Source organism: Boseongicola sp. (assembly GCA_014075275.1).
Classification (GTDB): domain Bacteria; phylum Pseudomonadota; class Alphaproteobacteria; order Rhodobacterales; family Rhodobacteraceae.
In genome coordinates, this window is the sequence record CP046179.1 from 310,704 (window position 1) to 327,311 (window position 16,608).

The 16,608-nt window shown below is 58.0% G+C and carries 13 protein-coding genes and 2 pseudogenes; 11 read left to right on the plus strand and 4 right to left on the minus strand.

What is annotated here, in order from left to right; all coding sequences use genetic code 11:
• Positions 1 to 26: 26 nt before the first annotated feature.
• From GKR98_01650 to GKR98_01675, 6 genes and pseudogenes are all read left to right on the plus strand, one after another.
• Positions 27 to 1,043, plus strand: a complete 1,017-nt coding sequence (locus GKR98_01650) for an N-acetylmuramic acid 6-phosphate etherase (protein ID QMU57017.1) — start codon at positions 27 to 29, stop codon at positions 1,041 to 1,043.
• Positions 1,044 to 1,068: 25 nt separating this feature from the next.
• A pseudogene (locus GKR98_01655) lies at positions 1,069 to 2,324 on the plus strand (extracellular solute-binding protein).
• Positions 2,325 to 2,407: 83 nt separating this feature from the next.
• Positions 2,408 to 3,337 carry an ABC transporter permease subunit gene (locus GKR98_01660; protein QMU57018.1) on the plus strand — a complete coding sequence of 310 codons (930 nt, stop codon included), beginning with the start codon at positions 2,408 to 2,410 and terminating at the stop codon, positions 3,335 to 3,337.
• 13 nt (positions 3,338 to 3,350) lie between these two features.
• The gene (locus GKR98_01665) at positions 3,351 to 4,190 is read left to right on the plus strand and encodes an ABC transporter permease subunit (GenBank protein ID QMU57019.1); all 840 of its coding nucleotides are present in this window, start codon (positions 3,351 to 3,353) and stop codon (positions 4,188 to 4,190) included.
• On the plus strand, positions 4,187 to 5,215 hold the full coding sequence (locus tag GKR98_01670; protein QMU57020.1) for a gfo/Idh/MocA family oxidoreductase: 1,029 nt from the start codon (positions 4,187 to 4,189) through the stop codon (positions 5,213 to 5,215). The genes GKR98_01665 and GKR98_01670 overlap by 4 nt, the downstream gene beginning before the upstream one ends.
• Positions 5,212 to 6,219 (plus strand): annotated as a pseudogene (locus GKR98_01675) (ATP-binding cassette domain-containing protein). The gene GKR98_01670 and the pseudogene GKR98_01675 overlap by 4 nt, the downstream one beginning before the upstream one ends.
• 13 nt (positions 6,220 to 6,232) lie before the next feature.
• Here GKR98_01675 and GKR98_01680 read toward each other — a convergent pair.
• Positions 6,233 to 6,832, minus strand: a complete 600-nt coding sequence (locus tag GKR98_01680) for a DUF1285 domain-containing protein (protein ID QMU57021.1) — start codon at positions 6,830 to 6,832, stop codon at positions 6,233 to 6,235.
• Between the two features lie 59 nt (positions 6,833 to 6,891).
• Between GKR98_01680 and GKR98_01685 the strand changes: the two genes are divergently transcribed.
• From GKR98_01685 to GKR98_01700, 4 genes are all read left to right on the plus strand, one after another.
• Positions 6,892 to 7,899 carry an AAA domain-containing protein gene (locus GKR98_01685; protein ID QMU57022.1) on the plus strand — a complete coding sequence of 336 codons (1,008 nt, stop codon included), beginning with the start codon at positions 6,892 to 6,894 and terminating at the stop codon, positions 7,897 to 7,899.
• Positions 7,896 to 8,771: a DUF58 domain-containing protein gene (locus GKR98_01690; GenBank protein ID QMU57023.1), complete on the plus strand. Its 876-nt coding sequence runs from the start codon at positions 7,896 to 7,898 to the stop codon at positions 8,769 to 8,771. Before GKR98_01685 ends, GKR98_01690 begins: the two co-directional genes overlap by 4 nt.
• A 67-nt stretch (positions 8,772 to 8,838) precedes the next feature.
• Positions 8,839 to 11,610 (plus strand): DUF4159 domain-containing protein, encoded by a 2,772-nt coding sequence (locus tag GKR98_01695; protein ID QMU57024.1) that lies wholly within the window; start codon positions 8,839 to 8,841, stop codon positions 11,608 to 11,610.
• Positions 11,611 to 11,651: 41 nt separating this feature from the next.
• Positions 11,652 to 13,715 (plus strand): hypothetical protein, encoded by a 2,064-nt coding sequence (locus GKR98_01700; GenBank protein ID QMU57025.1) that lies wholly within the window; start codon positions 11,652 to 11,654, stop codon positions 13,713 to 13,715.
• An 81-nt stretch (positions 13,716 to 13,796) separates the two neighbouring features.
• Here GKR98_01700 and GKR98_01705 read toward each other — a convergent pair whose 3' ends face one another.
• Positions 13,797 to 14,402, minus strand: coding sequence for a flavin reductase family protein (locus GKR98_01705; protein ID QMU57026.1), 606 nt, complete (start codon positions 14,400 to 14,402; stop codon positions 13,797 to 13,799).
• A 92-nt stretch (positions 14,403 to 14,494) separates the two neighbouring features.
• Here GKR98_01705 and GKR98_01710 point away from each other — a divergent pair, with 92 nt between their 5' ends.
• On the plus strand, positions 14,495 to 14,980 hold the full coding sequence (locus tag GKR98_01710; GenBank protein QMU57027.1) for a GNAT family N-acetyltransferase: 486 nt from the start codon (positions 14,495 to 14,497) through the stop codon (positions 14,978 to 14,980).
• 10 nt (positions 14,981 to 14,990) lie between these two features.
• Here the strand turns inward: GKR98_01710 and GKR98_01715 are convergent, their stop codons facing one another.
• Both GKR98_01715 and GKR98_01720 read right to left on the minus strand, forming a co-directional pair.
• Positions 14,991 to 15,392: a hypothetical protein gene (locus GKR98_01715; protein QMU57028.1), complete on the minus strand. Its 402-nt coding sequence runs from the start codon at positions 15,390 to 15,392 to the stop codon at positions 14,991 to 14,993.
• On the minus strand, positions 15,389 to 16,591 hold the full coding sequence (locus GKR98_01720; protein ID QMU57029.1) for an aminotransferase class I/II-fold pyridoxal phosphate-dependent enzyme: 1,203 nt from the start codon (positions 16,589 to 16,591) through the stop codon (positions 15,389 to 15,391). The genes GKR98_01715 and GKR98_01720 overlap by 4 nt, the downstream gene beginning before the upstream one ends.
• Between the last annotated feature and the right edge of the window lie 17 nt (positions 16,592 to 16,608).

The window sequence follows — 16,608 nt, forward strand, 5'->3', positions numbered from 1 at the left end:
ACCAATTTTCCAATTAAAACTCCAATATAAGGCCAAAACCTTGTAATTTTCGCGATTTTAGACCCCAATCCGGGTTTTCCAAAATATTGGTAGACAAAAGGTATTATTTCGGTATTGTATTTGCAAATCCGGGGGAATCGACCGTGCACGAACGCCAAGCATCAAAAGACCATGGGACGCCAATTGACGCGCTTCCAAGTCAAGAGTCGCTGGCGACCATGCTGAACTCTCACATCAACGCTCTTCAAAATGTGCGCGGCGCGCTGGGCGACCTTGATGCGGCGGCCCATGCTGTTGCGGCCGCATTCCAATCAGGTGCAACAATCCACTACGCCGCTGCAGGCAGTTCTGGTCTGATGGCTTTGGCCGATGCCAGCGAATTGCCGGGAACCTTCAAAGTTCCGGCCAATCAAATTCGCATCTGCATGGCAGGGGGTGTTCCGGCCGACGGGCATATGCCCGGCGGCACCGAAGATGACGAAGCCGAGGCCAACCGCGCCGCCGAAAGTGTCCGGGATGGGGACGTTGCAATTGTACTCAGCGCCAGCGGCACCACACCTTATGCGCTGTCTTTCGCCAGGTCTGCACAGCAAAAGGGCGCGCAAATCATTGCCATAGCCAGCGTCGCAAACTCTGCACTTTTGCAGATTGCCGATATTGCCATCGCGCTCAACACTGCCGCAGAGGTGGTGAAAGGGTCCACGCGATTGGGGGCAGGGACTGCCCAGAAGGTAGCATTAAATATGATCTCGACACAGGCAGGTGTGCTTTTGGGCCATGTGCACGATGGGTTGATGGTCAATTTGCACCCGGACAACATAAAGCTGCGTCAGCGCGCTCGAGACATAGTTGCGCAGATTTCTGGCGTCGAGCCTGCCGTCGCCGATGCCGCTTTAGAGTTGGCCGACTATGACACCAAGCTCGCGACACTCATTGCGACTGGAATTAACAGCGATGCCGCCCGGCAGCTGCTTTTGCAGCACAATGGGCGATTGCACGAATGTCTAAATGAAGCGGCATTCCAAATCGAAACGACGAACTGACTTAAACACAAAAGGGAGAGAAAAGATGAACAAACCAACAATGAAAGGTGCACTGCTCGCGACGACGCTGCTCTGCGCCTCAGCCGCCGCGGCACAGGATGTCGAGCTAACAATCGAAAGCTGGCGCAATGACGACCTGGCACTCTGGCAGGAAAAGCTGATTCCGGCTTTTGAGGCCGAAAATCCCGGCATCAAAGTGAAATTTTCGCCGTTTGCGCCTACAGAATATGATGCAGCGTTGAATGCCAAGCTGGATGCAGGTTCTGCTGGTGATCTGATCACCTGTCGCCCATTTGACCGCTCGCTTGGCCTTTATGATGCAGGACACCTTGCATCGCTGAACGGCCTTGATGGCATGTCCAACTTCTCGGACGTGGCCAAATCCGCATGGACGACTGATGACGGCTCAACCACGTTCTGCGTCCCGATGGCCAGTGTGATTCACGGTTTCATCTATAACAAAGACGCATTCGCCGAAGTTGGCATCGAAGTGCCTGAAACCGAAGCGGAATTCTTTGCAGCCCTCGAAGCTTTCAAAGCCGATGGCAACTATATTCCAATGGCCATGGGCACCAACGACCAGTGGGAAGCCGCAACAATGGGCTACAACAATATCGGCCCCAACTACTGGAAAGGCGAAGAAGGTCGAAACGCTCTGATCGCTGGCGACCAAAAACTGACTGACGAAGGTTGGGTTGCACCCTATCGCGCACTCGCGAAATGGGGTGACTACCTGGGCGACGGTTTCGAAGCACAGACTTATCCCGACAGCCAGAATATCTTCACGTTGGGCCGCGCCGCTATCTATCCGCTGGTTCTTGGGAAATTTCCGGATTTAACGCGCAGGCTGACTTTGAAATGGGTGCCTTTAACCCACCTGTCGCGAACGCCGGAGACACTTGCTACATTTCGGATCACACCGACATCGGCATTGGCATGAACGCGTCTACAGAAAACCCGGACGCGGCCATGACTTTCCTAAACTGGGTGGCCAGTTCCGAGTTCTCGAATATCTTTGCAAATGCGCTGCCGGGGTTCTTCCCTCTGTCTAACGCAGCAGTCGATTTGCAGGATCCGCTGGCGCAAGAATTCATTTCCTGGCGCGGTAAATGCGAAAGCTCGATCAGGTCAACTTACCAGATTTTGTCGCGTGGCACGCCGAACCTGGAAAATGATACCTGGAATGCTTCGGCTGCGGTGATCAAGGGTCAGGAAAGCCCCGAAGATGCCGGTAAGCGCCTGCAAGCTGGTCTCGAAGCCTGGTATGCGCCGCACCAGTAAGCGGTAAGTGACGAAACCCCCGGGCGATCCTCCCCGCCCGGGGGCCATACTGAAATCCCGACAATTCGCCAAGGAGCAATGTGATGGCCGAGCAATCAGGTAACGCCAATCCCAGGCGGTGGCACATTGCTGTGTTCCTGGCGCCTGCGGTGCTCGTCTACACGGCGGTGATGATTTACCCGCTGTTCAACACACTTCGGCTGTCGTTCTATTCGGAAATCGATCATGAACGTGTGCATGTTGGTCTCCAGAATTTTCGCACGCTTTTTGGCGATGTCTTCTGGTCAGAGCAGTTCTGGAACGCTTTGGGCAACAACACCTGGTTTTTCGTCATCCACATGCTGGTGCAAAACCCCATAGGCGTTGTGTTGGCGGCAATTCTGTCCAGCCCAAAACTCCGATTTTCTTCACTTTACCGCTCGGCGATCTTCGTGCCGACTATCCTCAGTTTCGTCATTGTCGGCTTTGCCTGGAAACTGATCCTGTCACCCATCTGGGGCATAGCCCCGGATATGCTGGATGCCGTGGGTCTGAAGTTCCTTTACGCCCCATGGTTAGGCAAAGAAGAATACGCGCTTACAACCCTCGCGCTTGTTTCTGTCTGGCAATACGTCGGCATCCCGATGATGCTGATTTATGCGGCTCTGCTTTCCATTCCTGACGAAATTCTCGAAGCGGGCGAATGTGACGGCGTGACCGGAATGTCTGCCTTCTGGAAGATTAAGCTGCCGCTGATCCTGCCATCGATAGGCATCATCTCGATCCTGACATTCGTTGGTAACTTCAACGCCTTCGACTTGATCTACGCCGCTCAGGGCGCGCTCGCGGGGCCAGATTTCTCAACCGATATTCTGGGCACTTTCATGTATCGCACCTTCTTTGGCTTTCAGCTGCAGCTGGGCGATCCACACATGGGGTCTGCCATTGCATCCGCCATGTTCGGCATCATTTTGGTAGGTGTCTGTATCTACCTCTTTGGCATCCAGCGCCGCTTGCGCTCATATCAGTTCTGAGAGGGGCAGGGACATGACAAAAACACGCCAATCCCTCGGAACGACAATCGCCGCTCACGGAGTGTTGCTGACCTATACAGTCATTGCACTTTTCCCGGTTTTTGTGATCCTGATCAACAGCTTCAAGGCACGCAAAGCCATCTTCCGCGAGCCTCTGGCGCTACCCAATGCCGACAGCTTCAGCATGATCGGTTACGAAACTGTCCTGAAGCAAGGCGACTTCTTTCTCTACTTCCAAAACTCGATGATCGTTACCGTTGTTTCGCTTTTCCTGATCCTTCTGTTCGGCTCAATGGCGGCATTCGCGCTGGCCGAGTATCGCTTCCGTTTCAACACATTAATGGGGCTATACTTGGCGCTTGGCATCATGATCCCGATCCGCATTGGCACCGTTGCGATCCTGGAAATGATGGTAGCAACCGGGTTGGTAAATACACTTCTGGCGCTCATTTTGGTTTACACGGCCCAAGGCTTGCCGCTTGCAGTGTTCATCCTGTCCGAGTTCATGCGCGGGGTCTCGGATGATCTCAAAAACGCAGGACGAATAGATGGTCTTTCCGAATACAAAATCTTCTTCCGTCTGGTCCTGCCACTTGTGCGTCCTGCTATGGCGACAGTTGCCGTCTTCAACATGATCCCGATCTGGAACGACCTTTGGTTCCCTCTTATCCTGGCACCGGCCGAAGAAACCAAAACGCTGACTCTTGGCTCTCAGGTGTTCATCGGACAGTTTGTGACCGACTGGAATGCAGTTCTGTCAGCACTATCCATGGCGATCCTGCCAGTAATGATCCTCTACGCTATTTTCTCGCGTCAGCTCATCCGTGGCATCACGTCAGGAGCAGTCAAATGAGGGTCCTTATCGCTGGCCTTGGCAATATGGGGCAAAGCCACGCATTGGCGCACCACAAACTGGATGGCGTTGAAATTGTCGGACTGGTCAATCGTTCCAAAGTCGATCTGCCTGATGAACTGTCCGGTTATCCTTACTTACAGGATTTCAATGCGGCGTTGTCAGAAACCACACCTGATCTGGTGGTGGTTGCTACCTACACCGACACCCATGCCGACTACGCCGTCGCAGCGATGGAAGCCGGTGCACATGTCTTCGTAGAGAAACCACTTGCAGGAAACGTTGCAGACGCCATGCGGGTCGTGGAAACTGCGCGCCGACTAAACCGTAAACTTGGGATCGGATACATCCTGCGTCACCATCCAAGTTGGACGCGCCTGATCTCAGAAGCACGCGACCTCGGCGGCCCCTATGTTTTCCGCCTGAACCTCAATCAGCAGTCTGATGGCGACACTTGGGAAACCCACAAAGCCCTGATGCAAACAACGTCGCCGCTTGTGGATTGCGGTGTCCACTACGTCGATGTCATGTGCCAAATCACCGATGCTCAGCCGGTGCGCGTGAACGGAATGGGGCTAAGGCTATCCGACGAGATTGCCGAAGACATGTATAATTACGGTCAGTTCCAGGTCACCTTCGATGATGGGTCTGTTGGGTGGTACGAAGCGGGCTGGGGTCCGATGATGTCCGAAACCGCATTCTTCGTAAAAGACGTTGTCAGCCCCAACGGCTCGGTTTCAATCACTGATGCCGATAAAGGCGCCTCCGACGACGTTGATGGGCATACCAAAGTCGGCGGTCTTCTGGTCCACCGCCCCGGAAACGACACTCTGATCAACCTGCCAAATGAACCCGGGCATCAGGAACTTTGTGATGCCGAACAGGCGTGGATCGTCGACGCTATTCAAAATGACACCGATCTCAGTCGACACATGAACGATGCGGTGCAATCTCTAAGCATCTGCCTAGCAGCAGACGAAAGCATTCGCACCGGCAAATCTATATACTTAGGAGAAGGCGCATGACCGCCCTGAAACTTGAAAATGTGAACAAGTCTTTCGGGCCCGTTCACGTCTTGAAAGATATTAACCTGACAGTCGAAGACGGCGAATTCGTCGTGTTCGTTGGCCCCTCTGGTTGCGGGAAATCAACCCTTCTGCGTGTCATCGCTGGCCTCGAAGATGCGACCTCGGGAACAGTCATGATCGACGAATCCGTGGTCAACACGGTGCCCCCCGCCAAGCGCGGCATCGCTATGGTTTTCCAGTCATACGCGCTCTATCCGCACCTGACGGTCAAGGACAACATGGGCCTTGGCCTCAAACAGGAAGGCCAACCCAAAACCGTTGTTGAAGAGCGTGTGGCGAAAGCCAGCAATATGCTCGACCTCGACGACTACATCGCGCGCCGCCCTGCCGAACTCAGCGGCGGCCAGCGACAGCGCGTTGCAATCGGGCGCGCAATTGTTCGCGATCCAAAGCTGTTTCTGTTCGACGAGCCACTGTCGAATCTCGACGCCGCGCTCAGAATGAATACTCGCGTCGAAATCGCAGCTCTCCATCGCACTCTTTCCGCATCAATGATCTACGTCACTCACGATTAGATCGAAGCCATGACACTTGCAGACAAAATCGTTGTCCTTCGTGACGGTCGCGTCGAACAAGTCGGCTCACCGATGGAGCTTTATAACAACCCAGCCAATCGCTTCGTCGCCGGTTTCCTGGGGTCACCATCCATGAACTTTCTTACAACTTCGGTTAAGGGCCTCGAAGCTGGCCAATCGCTCGGCATTCGTCCCGAACACCTAAGTCTCAGCGAAACTGGTCCGATCTCGGGCGAAGTCATGCACGTTGAAAGACTTGGCGGAGACACCAACCTTCTGGTCGACACCGATAGCGGCGAGCGGCTGACTGTACGGCTATTTGGACAGGACCCAACAGAAGTGGGTGCGAAAATCAGCTTGGGTTACGATGCTGCCAACGCTTTTTACTTCAATGAAGCGGATGAACGCATCCGCTCGGCGGCGTGAATTCCCATATAAACTAACCAAGCTCTTCGCTCGGAATTATTGGAAAGAACACACCTTCCGACCACAGACCAAACCAACTAGCGCCGTTGTGGTCGGTATGCGCCCCGATATCTACAAGCCGGTAAAAGCTTTTGCGGTCAATTAGCGCCTCAAGATCGGCGCGAATATGAACATAAGGGGATGGTTCGCCGGTTTCCGGGTCGCGCTCGACGCGGATTGGATGATCGGGACCAGCAACAGCGGTATCGCCAAGGTTCGTCTCAAACTCCAAAGTCTGTTCATCACCCTCGCCCATCGGAGTGAAATCCACCGCAACAAAGGGCGCGTCATCGACCTGAATACCGACCTTTTCAACCGGGGTGACCAGCACATAGCGATCGCCGTCTTTGCGCAGAATCGTCGAAAACAGACGCACCAATTCGGGTCGTCCGATGGGGGTGCCCAGATAAAACCATGTGCCGTCGCGGGCAATCCGCATGTCCAGATCGCCGCAATCGCGGGGATTCCACAGGTGAACCGGCGGCAATCCGCGCTTTGAGGCCGCCCGTGCGCTGGCCGCGATGCCTTCTGCACTGGGTTTCACAATGTTTTGTGCCATATCGTCTTTTGTCATTTGTGCATGGGCCTAAGTTTAGGTCTACTGCAACCATAAGACTTTTGGAGGCGAATACTATGTCCGAGACCCCCGATCTTGTCGGCGAAATCGAAGCGCTGGGCGAAAAGCTGAGCGCGGCCAAGGCCAGCATCACCAAACGGTTCATCGGACAAGAGCAGGTCGTCGATCTGGTTTTGTCGGCGATCCTGTGTGGCGGGCATGGATTGCTGGTGGGTTTGCCGGGGCTTGGAAAGACTCGGCTTGTAGACACGCTGTCGACGGTGCTGGGGCTGGATGGCAAGCGGGTTCAGTTCACACCCGATCTTATGCCAGCCGATATTCTGGGATCAGAAGTGCTTGAAACCGGGACGGATGGCGCCCGTGCGTTCAAATTCATTCAGGGGCCTGTGTTCTGTCAGCTTTTGATGGCCGATGAGGTCAACCGCGCCAGCCCGCGCACGCAATCGGCGTTGTTGCAGGCCATGCAGGAGAAATCAGTGACCGTAGCGGGCGAAAGCCGCGATCTGCCGGTACCGTTTCACGTTCTGGCGACCCAAAACCCGATTGAACAGGAGGGAACTTATCCCTTGCCCGAGGCGCAACTCGACCGCTTCCTGGTGCAGATCGATGTGCCTTACCCGGATCGCGATACCGAACATGAGATTTTGATAGCAACCACCGGCGCGACCGAGGCGACATCAACCCAGGTCTTTACCGGAGCAGAACTGATTGCCGCACAGGAACTGGTGCGTCGGATGCCGGTGGGCGAGGGGATTGTTGAATTGATTCTGGACCTGGTCCGTGCCTGTCGCCCCGAAAGCGAAGGCGCGTCTGATCTGGTGCGCGACAACGTCGGTTGGGGTCCGGGCCCACGCGCCGCACAGGCGCTAATGCTGACGGTGCGGGCGCGGGCGTTGTTGTCGGGCCGTTTGGCTCCGTCTCCCGAAGACGTCACCGCAATGGCGGTTCCCGTCTTGACGCACCGCATGGCCTTGACGTTCGCGGCGCGGGCGCGAGGCATGGAGCTGCGAGAGGTGATTGATCAAACCGTCGCTGTGGTCACCCAAGCAGAGGCCGCCGCGTGAGAGCACCTGCCACCCTAAGGCAACAGGCCGAGACCCTTGCTGGTCCGCTTCCACCCCTTTTGGCGGCAGCCGAGCATCTGGCGACGTCGGTAATGTCCGGCGAACATGGGCGGCGGCGCGCGGGGCAGGGTGATCAGTTTTGGCAGTATCGCCCAAGTGTGTCCGGGGACGAGGCGCGCATGGTGGATTGGCGGCGTTCGGCCCGGTCCGACGGGTTGTTCGTGCGCGAAAAGGAATGGCAGGCGGCGCAATCGGTGATGTTGTGGCTGGATACCGGGCAGTCAATGGAATTTGCCTCGGCCAAGGGGTTGGCGACAAAGGCGGACGTTGCGCGGCAGTTGGCGTTGGCGCTGGCGGTTTTGTTGGTCCGCGGCGGTGAACGGGTTGGATTGTCCAATACCGGATTGCCGCCCCGCACGGGCCAGATCCAACTGATGCGGTTGACCGGCTATCTGGGCGATGCCTCGGACGCCAGCGAGTATCAACCGCCTGAATTGCGCGGCGTGCCAGCACGGTCGCGGTCGGTGTTCCTGTCGGATTTTCTGGGCGACATTGATGCGGTTGAAGCCGCGCTGACCAAGGCAGCGGACCGGGGTATAGATGGCGCATTGGTGCAGGTGTTGGACCCGGAAGAAGAAGCGTTTCCCTTCGATGGCCGCACAATCTTCGAAAGCATCGGTGGCAGCATGGCGCATGAGACGTTGAAAGCCAGCGACCTCAGGGATCGCTATCTTGAGCGCTTGGCCGAGCGTAAAGATCGCTTGCAGGCATTGGTCCGTGCGACCGGCTGGCAATATCACTGTCACCACACAGATCGCCCCGCAGCCGGGGCCTTGTTGTGGCTGTTTGGGGCGTTGGAGCGGGTGCATTGACCAAAAACGCTCGCATATCACGCCAAGATTTTCGCGGATCGCGCCAATTTAGGAATGTTGACTGCTGATGTGGTCCATTGGTCCCATAGGGTTCACGGCGCCCTGGCTCTTGCTAGGCCTCGTCCTGTTGCCGATCCTGTGGTTATTGCTGCGCGCGGTGCCGCCAGCGCCGATCCGGCGACGTTTTCCCGGCGTCGCACTGCTGCTGGGCCTGACCGACGACGAAACCCAAACCGACCGCACGCCTTGGTGGCTGTTACTGATACGGACACTGGCCATCGCCGCGGCGATCATTGGATTTGCGGGACCGGTTCTGAACCCAAAGGCCGAGCAAGTAGGTAGCGGGCCATTGCTGGTTCTGATCGACGGAACCTGGGCTGACGCATCTGACTGGTCGGCGCGCATGGATCGGGCCGGGGCCGCGCTGAACGAAGCCGCGCAGGCCGGGCGCGAAGTGGCTTTGGCTGTGCTGACGGACCTGCCACCGGGTGAACTGGTCTTCCGCACCGGTGATGCTCTGGTCGCTGATCTGCTGGGGTTGGAACCCAAAGCATGGTCTCCGAATGCGGAAGAAGTTGCGGGATGGTCCGCCGCGCTGGAGGGCGGTTTTGACACTCTATGGCTGTCGGATGGCTTGGATTGGGACTGGCGCGCGCCGCTTCTGGATGTGCTGCAAGAAAAGGGCGCGGTTTCGGTGTTCGAAGCATCTCGATCAGTTTTCGGGCTTAAGCCAGCCCGATTTGAAGACGGCTCCATCGTGATCGAGGCGGTCCGCAGTCGGGTCGGCGACGCCGCTGGAATTGATGTGTCTGCCTTTGGTCTGGACCCGACCGGGATTGAACGACAACTGGCGAGCTTGCCCCTGACCTTCTTTCTCGACGCCGCCGCTGCTGAAGGCGAACTCTCGCTACCGCCCGAATTGCGAAATCGGATTACCCGGTTCGAGATTGACGGGCGGCGCTCGGCAGGCGCTGTGACGCTGACGGATGATGCACTGCGCCGTCGCGAGGTGGCGATCCTGTCGGCCCGTGACGAACGTGAAGGCCTGCAACTGTTGTCACCAACGCACTACCTCGAACAGGCGCTGATCCCCAACGCCGAGCTGATATCCGGTGCAATCCCTGATCTGGTGCTGGCCAACCCCGACGTAATCGTTTTGGCCGATATCGCCTCCCTTGCGGGCAATGAGCCCGACCTGCTGGAAGACTGGGTGCGCGACGGTGGCATTTTGTTGCGGTTCGCTGGCCCCCGCTTGGCCGCTTCGGATATCGGGCGCGAGGCCGAAGATACGCTGATGCCCGTTCGTCTGCGCGCCGGTGGCCGCAGCGTTGGCGGCGCGATGTCCTGGGGCGAACCGAAGGAACTCCGCGCCTTTGGTCCCGACAGCCCGTTCTTCGGGCTGGCCGTGCCACAAGACGTCCGCGTCTCGGCGCAGGTCATGGCGCAACCCGACCCGACTCTGTCCGAACGCACCATCGCCACGTTGGCCGACGGCACACCGCTGGTCACCCGCAAACGCATGGATGCGGGGCAAATTGTGCTGTTCCACGTCACCGCCAACGCCGAATGGTCGACCCTGCCGCTGTCGGGCCTTTTCGTGCAGATGCTGGAACGCCTGTCGATCTCGGCCCGCCCCAGCCAGATCACTGCCGAGGATCTGACCGGCACCACCTGGACCCCGAACCGCATCCTGACGGCGGGCGGCCTTATCGAAGATGCGGGCAATCTGCCCGGTGTGGCGGGAGAAGACCTGGCCGAAGCCCCCCTCAGTGCCGATCTGCAACCCGGTCTTTATTCCGGCGAAGACCGTCGCATCGCCCGCAACGTTATCACCCCGGACACGACGTTGGCCGCCACAACATGGCCCGCAGAAGTCCCGGTCGAGGGGTTGGGATTTATCCGCGATATGCCGCTAAAAGGACTTGTCCTCACTCTGGCAATGCTGGCGCTGATGGCTGATATCATCGCCTCGCTTTGGTTGTCTGGCCGCCTGATAGGCCCGCGCGCGCAAACCGCCGGGTTGCTTTTGGCAACGCTGATCGCCTTGCCGCACCATGCCCAAGCCCAGACCAGCGATGACGACCTTGCAAAGGCGCTGGCTGCCGCTTCTGAAGTCACGCTGGCCTACATCATCACCGGCAATTCCCGCATCGATCAGGCCTCTGAAGCAGGGCTGAGCGGCCTTTCGCGGATGCTGTTCCGCCGCACTTCAATCGAGCCTGCAAACCCCACCGCCGTGAACCTCGAAACCGACGAACTGGCGGTCTATCCGTTCCTCTACTGGGCCGTGACCCCGGACCAGCCACGCCCCAGCGGCACCGCCTATGAAAAGCTGAACCGCTATCTGCGCACCGGCGGTATGATCCTGTTCGACACCCGCGACAGTGACACTGCCCGTTTCGGTGGCGGCAGCCCGAACGGCCAGAAACTGCAAGACCTCGCCCTGCCGCTGGACATCCCACCGCTGGAACCGATCCCGTCAGATCATGTCCTGACGCGGACATTCTATCTGTTGCAGGACTTCCCGGGCCGCCACGCAGGCCGCGATGTCTGGGTCGAGGCCGCACCCGCCGACGCCGAACAGGCCGAAGGGATGCCGTTCAGAAATCTTAACGACAATGTCACGCCCGTGATCATCGGCGGTAACGACTGGGCCGCAGCCTGGGCAATGGACGCCAACAATGTACCCATGTTCCCTGTGGGCCGGGGCTTCGCAGGCGAACGCCACCGCGAGATTGCTTACCGTTTCGGCATCAACCTGATCATGCACGTTCTCACCGGCAATTATAAATCCGATCAGGTTCACGTGCCTGCCCTTCTCGACAGGCTCGGCCAATGAACGCAGGCAATCTCTCAGCACCGAACGGGGAAACCTGATCCATGGACACCGGCAGCATCATATTTGATCCGCTTCTGCCATGGGCTTCGCTCTGGGCCGGTGTCCTGCTGGGCGCGGTTTTCGTCGCCCTGGCGCTCTGGCGCGGACTGCCCGCATGGTGGTTGCGCGGCCTTGCCTTTGCCGTGCTTCTTCTGGCCACTGCCAACCCCTCGCTTCAGGTTGAAAACCGCGAAGATCTGACGGACATCGTGATCCTTGTCGTTGACGAAAGCGCCAGTCAGGGCATCGCTGACCGCCCGGAGCAAATCGCCGAAGCCACGGCCAAGGTCGAAGCCGAGATTGCCGGTCTTGAGAATACTGACCTTCGCATAATCCGGCTTTCGGACAGCGAAGACAATCAAGGCACGCTTCTTATGCAGACTTTGGCAAAAGCCATGGCCGAAGAACCGCGCGCCCGGTTAGCAGGAGCAATTCTCCTTACTGATGGTCAGCTGCACGACATCGACCGTGCGCCGGATTTGCCAGCGCCCTTACATGTCCTCCTGACCGGAAATGAGCGGGACTGGGATCGCCGCCTCATAATCACCAACGCCCCAGCCTTCGCCATTTTGGACGAACCTGTGACACTTTCGCTCAGGATTGAAGATCAGGGCCGCGCGCCGCAATCCCTTGCAGAGCGCGCCGAGATCGAAATCGCAATAGACGGCAACGAACCACAACGTTTCCCTGTTCCCATCGGCGAAGATCTCGAACTTCCGGTCACTCTTCAACACGGGGGCACTAACGTTATTCAGTTCACCCTGCCTGAACAGCCCGGCGAATTGACAACGCGCAACAACTCTGCGGTCGTCCAGATCAACGGCGTTCGTGACCGCTTGCGTGTGCTTCTGGTCTCGGGCGAACCCCACGCCGGCGAACGCACTTGGCGCAACCTTTTGAAGTCAGATGCCTCGGTCGACCTGGTGCATTTCACCATCCTGCGTCCGCCGGAAAAACAAGACGGCGTACCTGTCAATGAGCTCAGTCTCATCGCGTTTCCCACGCGTGAGCTGTTTCTGGACAAAGTTGACGAGTTTGATCTGATCATCTTCGACCGCTACAAGCGCCGGGGTATTCTACCGTCGATCTACCTCGACAACGTACGCCGTTATGTCGAAGATGGCGGCGCGCTTCTAATCGCCGCTGGCCCGGATTTCGCTTCGGCTGACAGCATCTATCGCTCGCCGCTGTCCGATATCCTGCCCGCCGCACCCACAGGCCGCGTGCTGGAAGAGCCTTTCCGCCCCGCCGTGACTGACATCGGCCACCGCCATCCGGTGACCGAAGGATTCGAACCTGATCCTGACAGCGAGGATCGACCCTGGGGCCGCTGGATGCGCTTGATTGATGTCTTCCCGGAACGAGGCCAGTCGGTGATGTCCGGGCCGGAAGACCGACCTTTGCTGGTTTTGGATCGCGTTGGCGAAGGCCGCGTAGCACTTCTGGCCTCTGATCATGCCTGGCTCTGGTCGCGCGGATTTGATGGCGGAGGCCCGCAATTAGAGCTGCTGCGCCGTCTCGCCCATTGGATGATGAAAGAACCGGACCTCGAAGAAGAGGCGCTTCTGGTCAGCGCCGAGGGCCAGACCATGACCATCACCCGCCGCACTTTGGGCGAGGCTGTAGGCGAAGTGCAGATCACGGCTCCCGATGGCACCCAGACCTTGCTATCTCTGGACCCCGAAAGCCCGGGCCGCTTCACAGCAACATTCGAAGGCCCCGAAATGGGGCTCTATCGGCTGAAAGAAGGCGAAGAAGAAGCTGTTATCGCACTCGGCCCCTCTGCCCCGCGCGAGTTCGAAGAGACCATTGCCAGCGCCACTGCCCTGACGCCACCCGTCGAAGCAACGCGCGGTGGCCTCCGCCGGATCGAAGACGGTGTACCAGACATCCGCACCGTGCGGCCAGGGCGCGTGGCTGCTGGTCGTGGTTGGATCGGCATCACCCCGCGCGGCGCCTACATCACGGCAGACGTCAGCGTCTCACCGCTCCTTCCCGCCTGGGCGCTGCTCTTACTGGCTTCGCTTCTGGCAATTACGGCATGGCTCCGAGAAGGCCGCCGCTAGCTCTTTCTTTCTGGCAAAATTACTCCGAGGGTCCGGGGGCTGGCCCCCGGCGGTTCCCTGACGCAGTCAGGGAAACCAGCGTTACTCGCCCGGTCGCTTCAGGCTGAACACCTCAGTAATCCGGCTGTAATCGCGATATCCCAACCGGGTCAGCGGCTGATAAGACAACACATCGAATATCCCGTCCGAGACGCAATCATCCCGCAAATGCACACCGGTCACTTCGCCTAGCACCAGAAAATTCGCTTCGCCCTCCAGCGTCACAATCTGGCTCAACTTACACTCCAGCGATGCCGGAGACCTCACCACGCGCGAACAGGCAATCGTATCGCATTCGGCGCGCTCAATTCCCGCCAGTTCAAACTCATCAATCTCGCGGCCCCAGGCCCCAGAGGTTTCGCTCATTGCCTCGCGCATCGCATATTCGACGACGTTCACGCAGAACACGCCGGTCTCACGAATGTTCGACACACTGTCCTTGGTCCCGTCCCGGTCCGGCTTGGCGCTGGTTGACGCAAACATCACCTGTGGTGGCACGTAAGCAACGGCATTGAAGAACGAATAAGGTGCAAGGTTCTCCGACCCATCCGATCCGCGCGTTGATATCCAACCGATGGGCCGGGGTGTCACAATGGCATTGAAGGGGTTGTGCTTCAGGCCGTGGCCGTTTTCGGGGCGATAGAACATCAAAAGCCTCAAATCATCGTTGCTGGTTTGTGCCTTGGGTAGTGCCGTGCTACGGCCAAGTCCACAAGGCATCAAAACGACGACAGGCAAAGATGTATCGGCTGGCACCTGAAACGCCGCAGGACTGGTGGGAGGTCGAAGCGCTCTACGACCAATGCTTTGCGCCCGGGCGCGAGGCGCTGTCGTCGTACCGTTTGCGCGATGATGTGCCGCCCGTGGCTGGCCTCAGCCTCGTGGCGCGGGATGAGGCTGACATTCTGGCCGGAGCCATCCGCTATTGGCCGGTGCGCATCGGACAGGCGCCGACACTTCTGCTAGGCCCCATCGCCGTCCACCCGACACGTCAAGGTGAAGGTCTGGGCGCACTTTTGGTTGAAGAAAGCCTGGATCGCGCAACACGTTGGGATCGAGTATTGCTTGTCGGCGACGCACCTTACTACGGGCGCTTTGGCTTCAAGCAGTTAAGTGGGATCGAAATGCCCCCGCCAACGAACCCGGATCGGATACTCGGTCGGTCACTAGCACCCAATGCCTGGGATGGCGTGGTCGGAAAAGTCGAAAAATGGTCGCCGGCTTGACCTAAACGGGCTAGCCTTTCTTCAAACGATCCGCCTTTTTGCGAACCAGCACCGCGCGCAAATCATGCATAGCCAACAATAATTCGTCGGTCACCGCCTCCAGTTCCTCTGGCATCGCCTTTTGCTGCGCCCAAGCCGCCGTCAAATTCAAACGGTCCACCGTGCGCAGAATGTCCTCAATCTCACGCGATTTCAATGTCTCGCGCCGCCGCGCCAACCAACCATCAATCTCGGCACGATCGGCGTCGCTCAGTGTGCGATCCCCATGCGGCTTCACATCACCGTTCTTGACATTCACAACAGCGATCTGGTCCATCTCGATCCGTCTGTGCCGGTTCTCGGTATCAACCCGAAAAACAATTGGGCCGTTCTCCCGAATGCGGAAGTAGTATTCGGGCAAACCGTCGTTCATGACAGACCGGCACAAAATGCCTGAATGCGCGCGCAGGCCTCGGTTAACTGCGCATCCGACGTCGCATAGCTCACCCGAAATGCAGGCGACAGTCCAAAGGCCGCACCAAAGACAACCGCAACTCCAGTTTCCTCCAACAAAGCGGTGCTGAAGGCCTCATCGGACTCTATCAGAGCGCCACCAGCGCTGGTTTTCCCGATGCAACCCGCAATGGACGGATAAACATAGAACGCCCCCTGTGGCTCTGGGCAACTGATGCCCTTCGCAGCATTCAACCCGGCAACGACAAGGTCGCGTCGTCGCCGAAATATTTTGACATTGTCGACAATAAAATCTTGCGGACCTGATAGGGCTTCAACCGCGGCCCATTGACTGATCGCCGACGGATTTGAAGTAGACTGCGATTGTATTTTTCGCATCGCGGCAATCAGATGGCTTGGACCACCGGCATACCCAATTCTCCACCCGGTCATCGCATAAGCCTTCGACACACCATTCAGGGTAAGCGTCCGATCCTTCAAAGAGGGGCAAACCTGTGCAGGCGTGCTAAACTCAAAGCCCGGAAAGGCGATGTGCTCGTACATATCATCCGTCAGAACCCAAACATTCGGATATCTCTCAACAACCGCCATAAGCGCGCGCAGTTCGTCCGGGCTATACCCCGCACCCGTGGGATTGGATGGAGAGTTGAAAATCAGCCACTTTGTTTTGGGCGTAATCGCCGCCTCAAGCTGTTCGGGCGTGATCCGAAACCCGGATTCCAGCGAAGCGGCAACAATAACTGGCTCGCCACCGGCCAATTTGACCATGTCGGGATAGCTGACCCAATACGGTGCGGGAATGATCACCTCGTCGCCAGGGTTCAGCGTCGCCATCAGAGCATTATAAAGCACCTGCTTGCCGCCGGTCCCCACCGAGATTTCCGCCGGGGTATACTCAAGCCCGTTTTCACGACGGAATTTCTCGACAATCGCAGCCTTCAGTTCGGGAATACCATCAACAGCCGTATAGCGCGTTTTCCCATCGTCTATGGCCCGTTTTCCGGCTTCGCGAATGTGTTCCGGTGTCGGAAAGTCCGGTTCACCGGCGCCCAACCCAATGACATCGCGCCCGGCGGCCCGAAGCTCATCCGCCAGCGTCGAAACGGCGATTGTTGGCGAAGGTTTCACGCGGTCCAGTGTCGCAGATAGAAAAGGCATGGTCGTCCCCGGCAAGA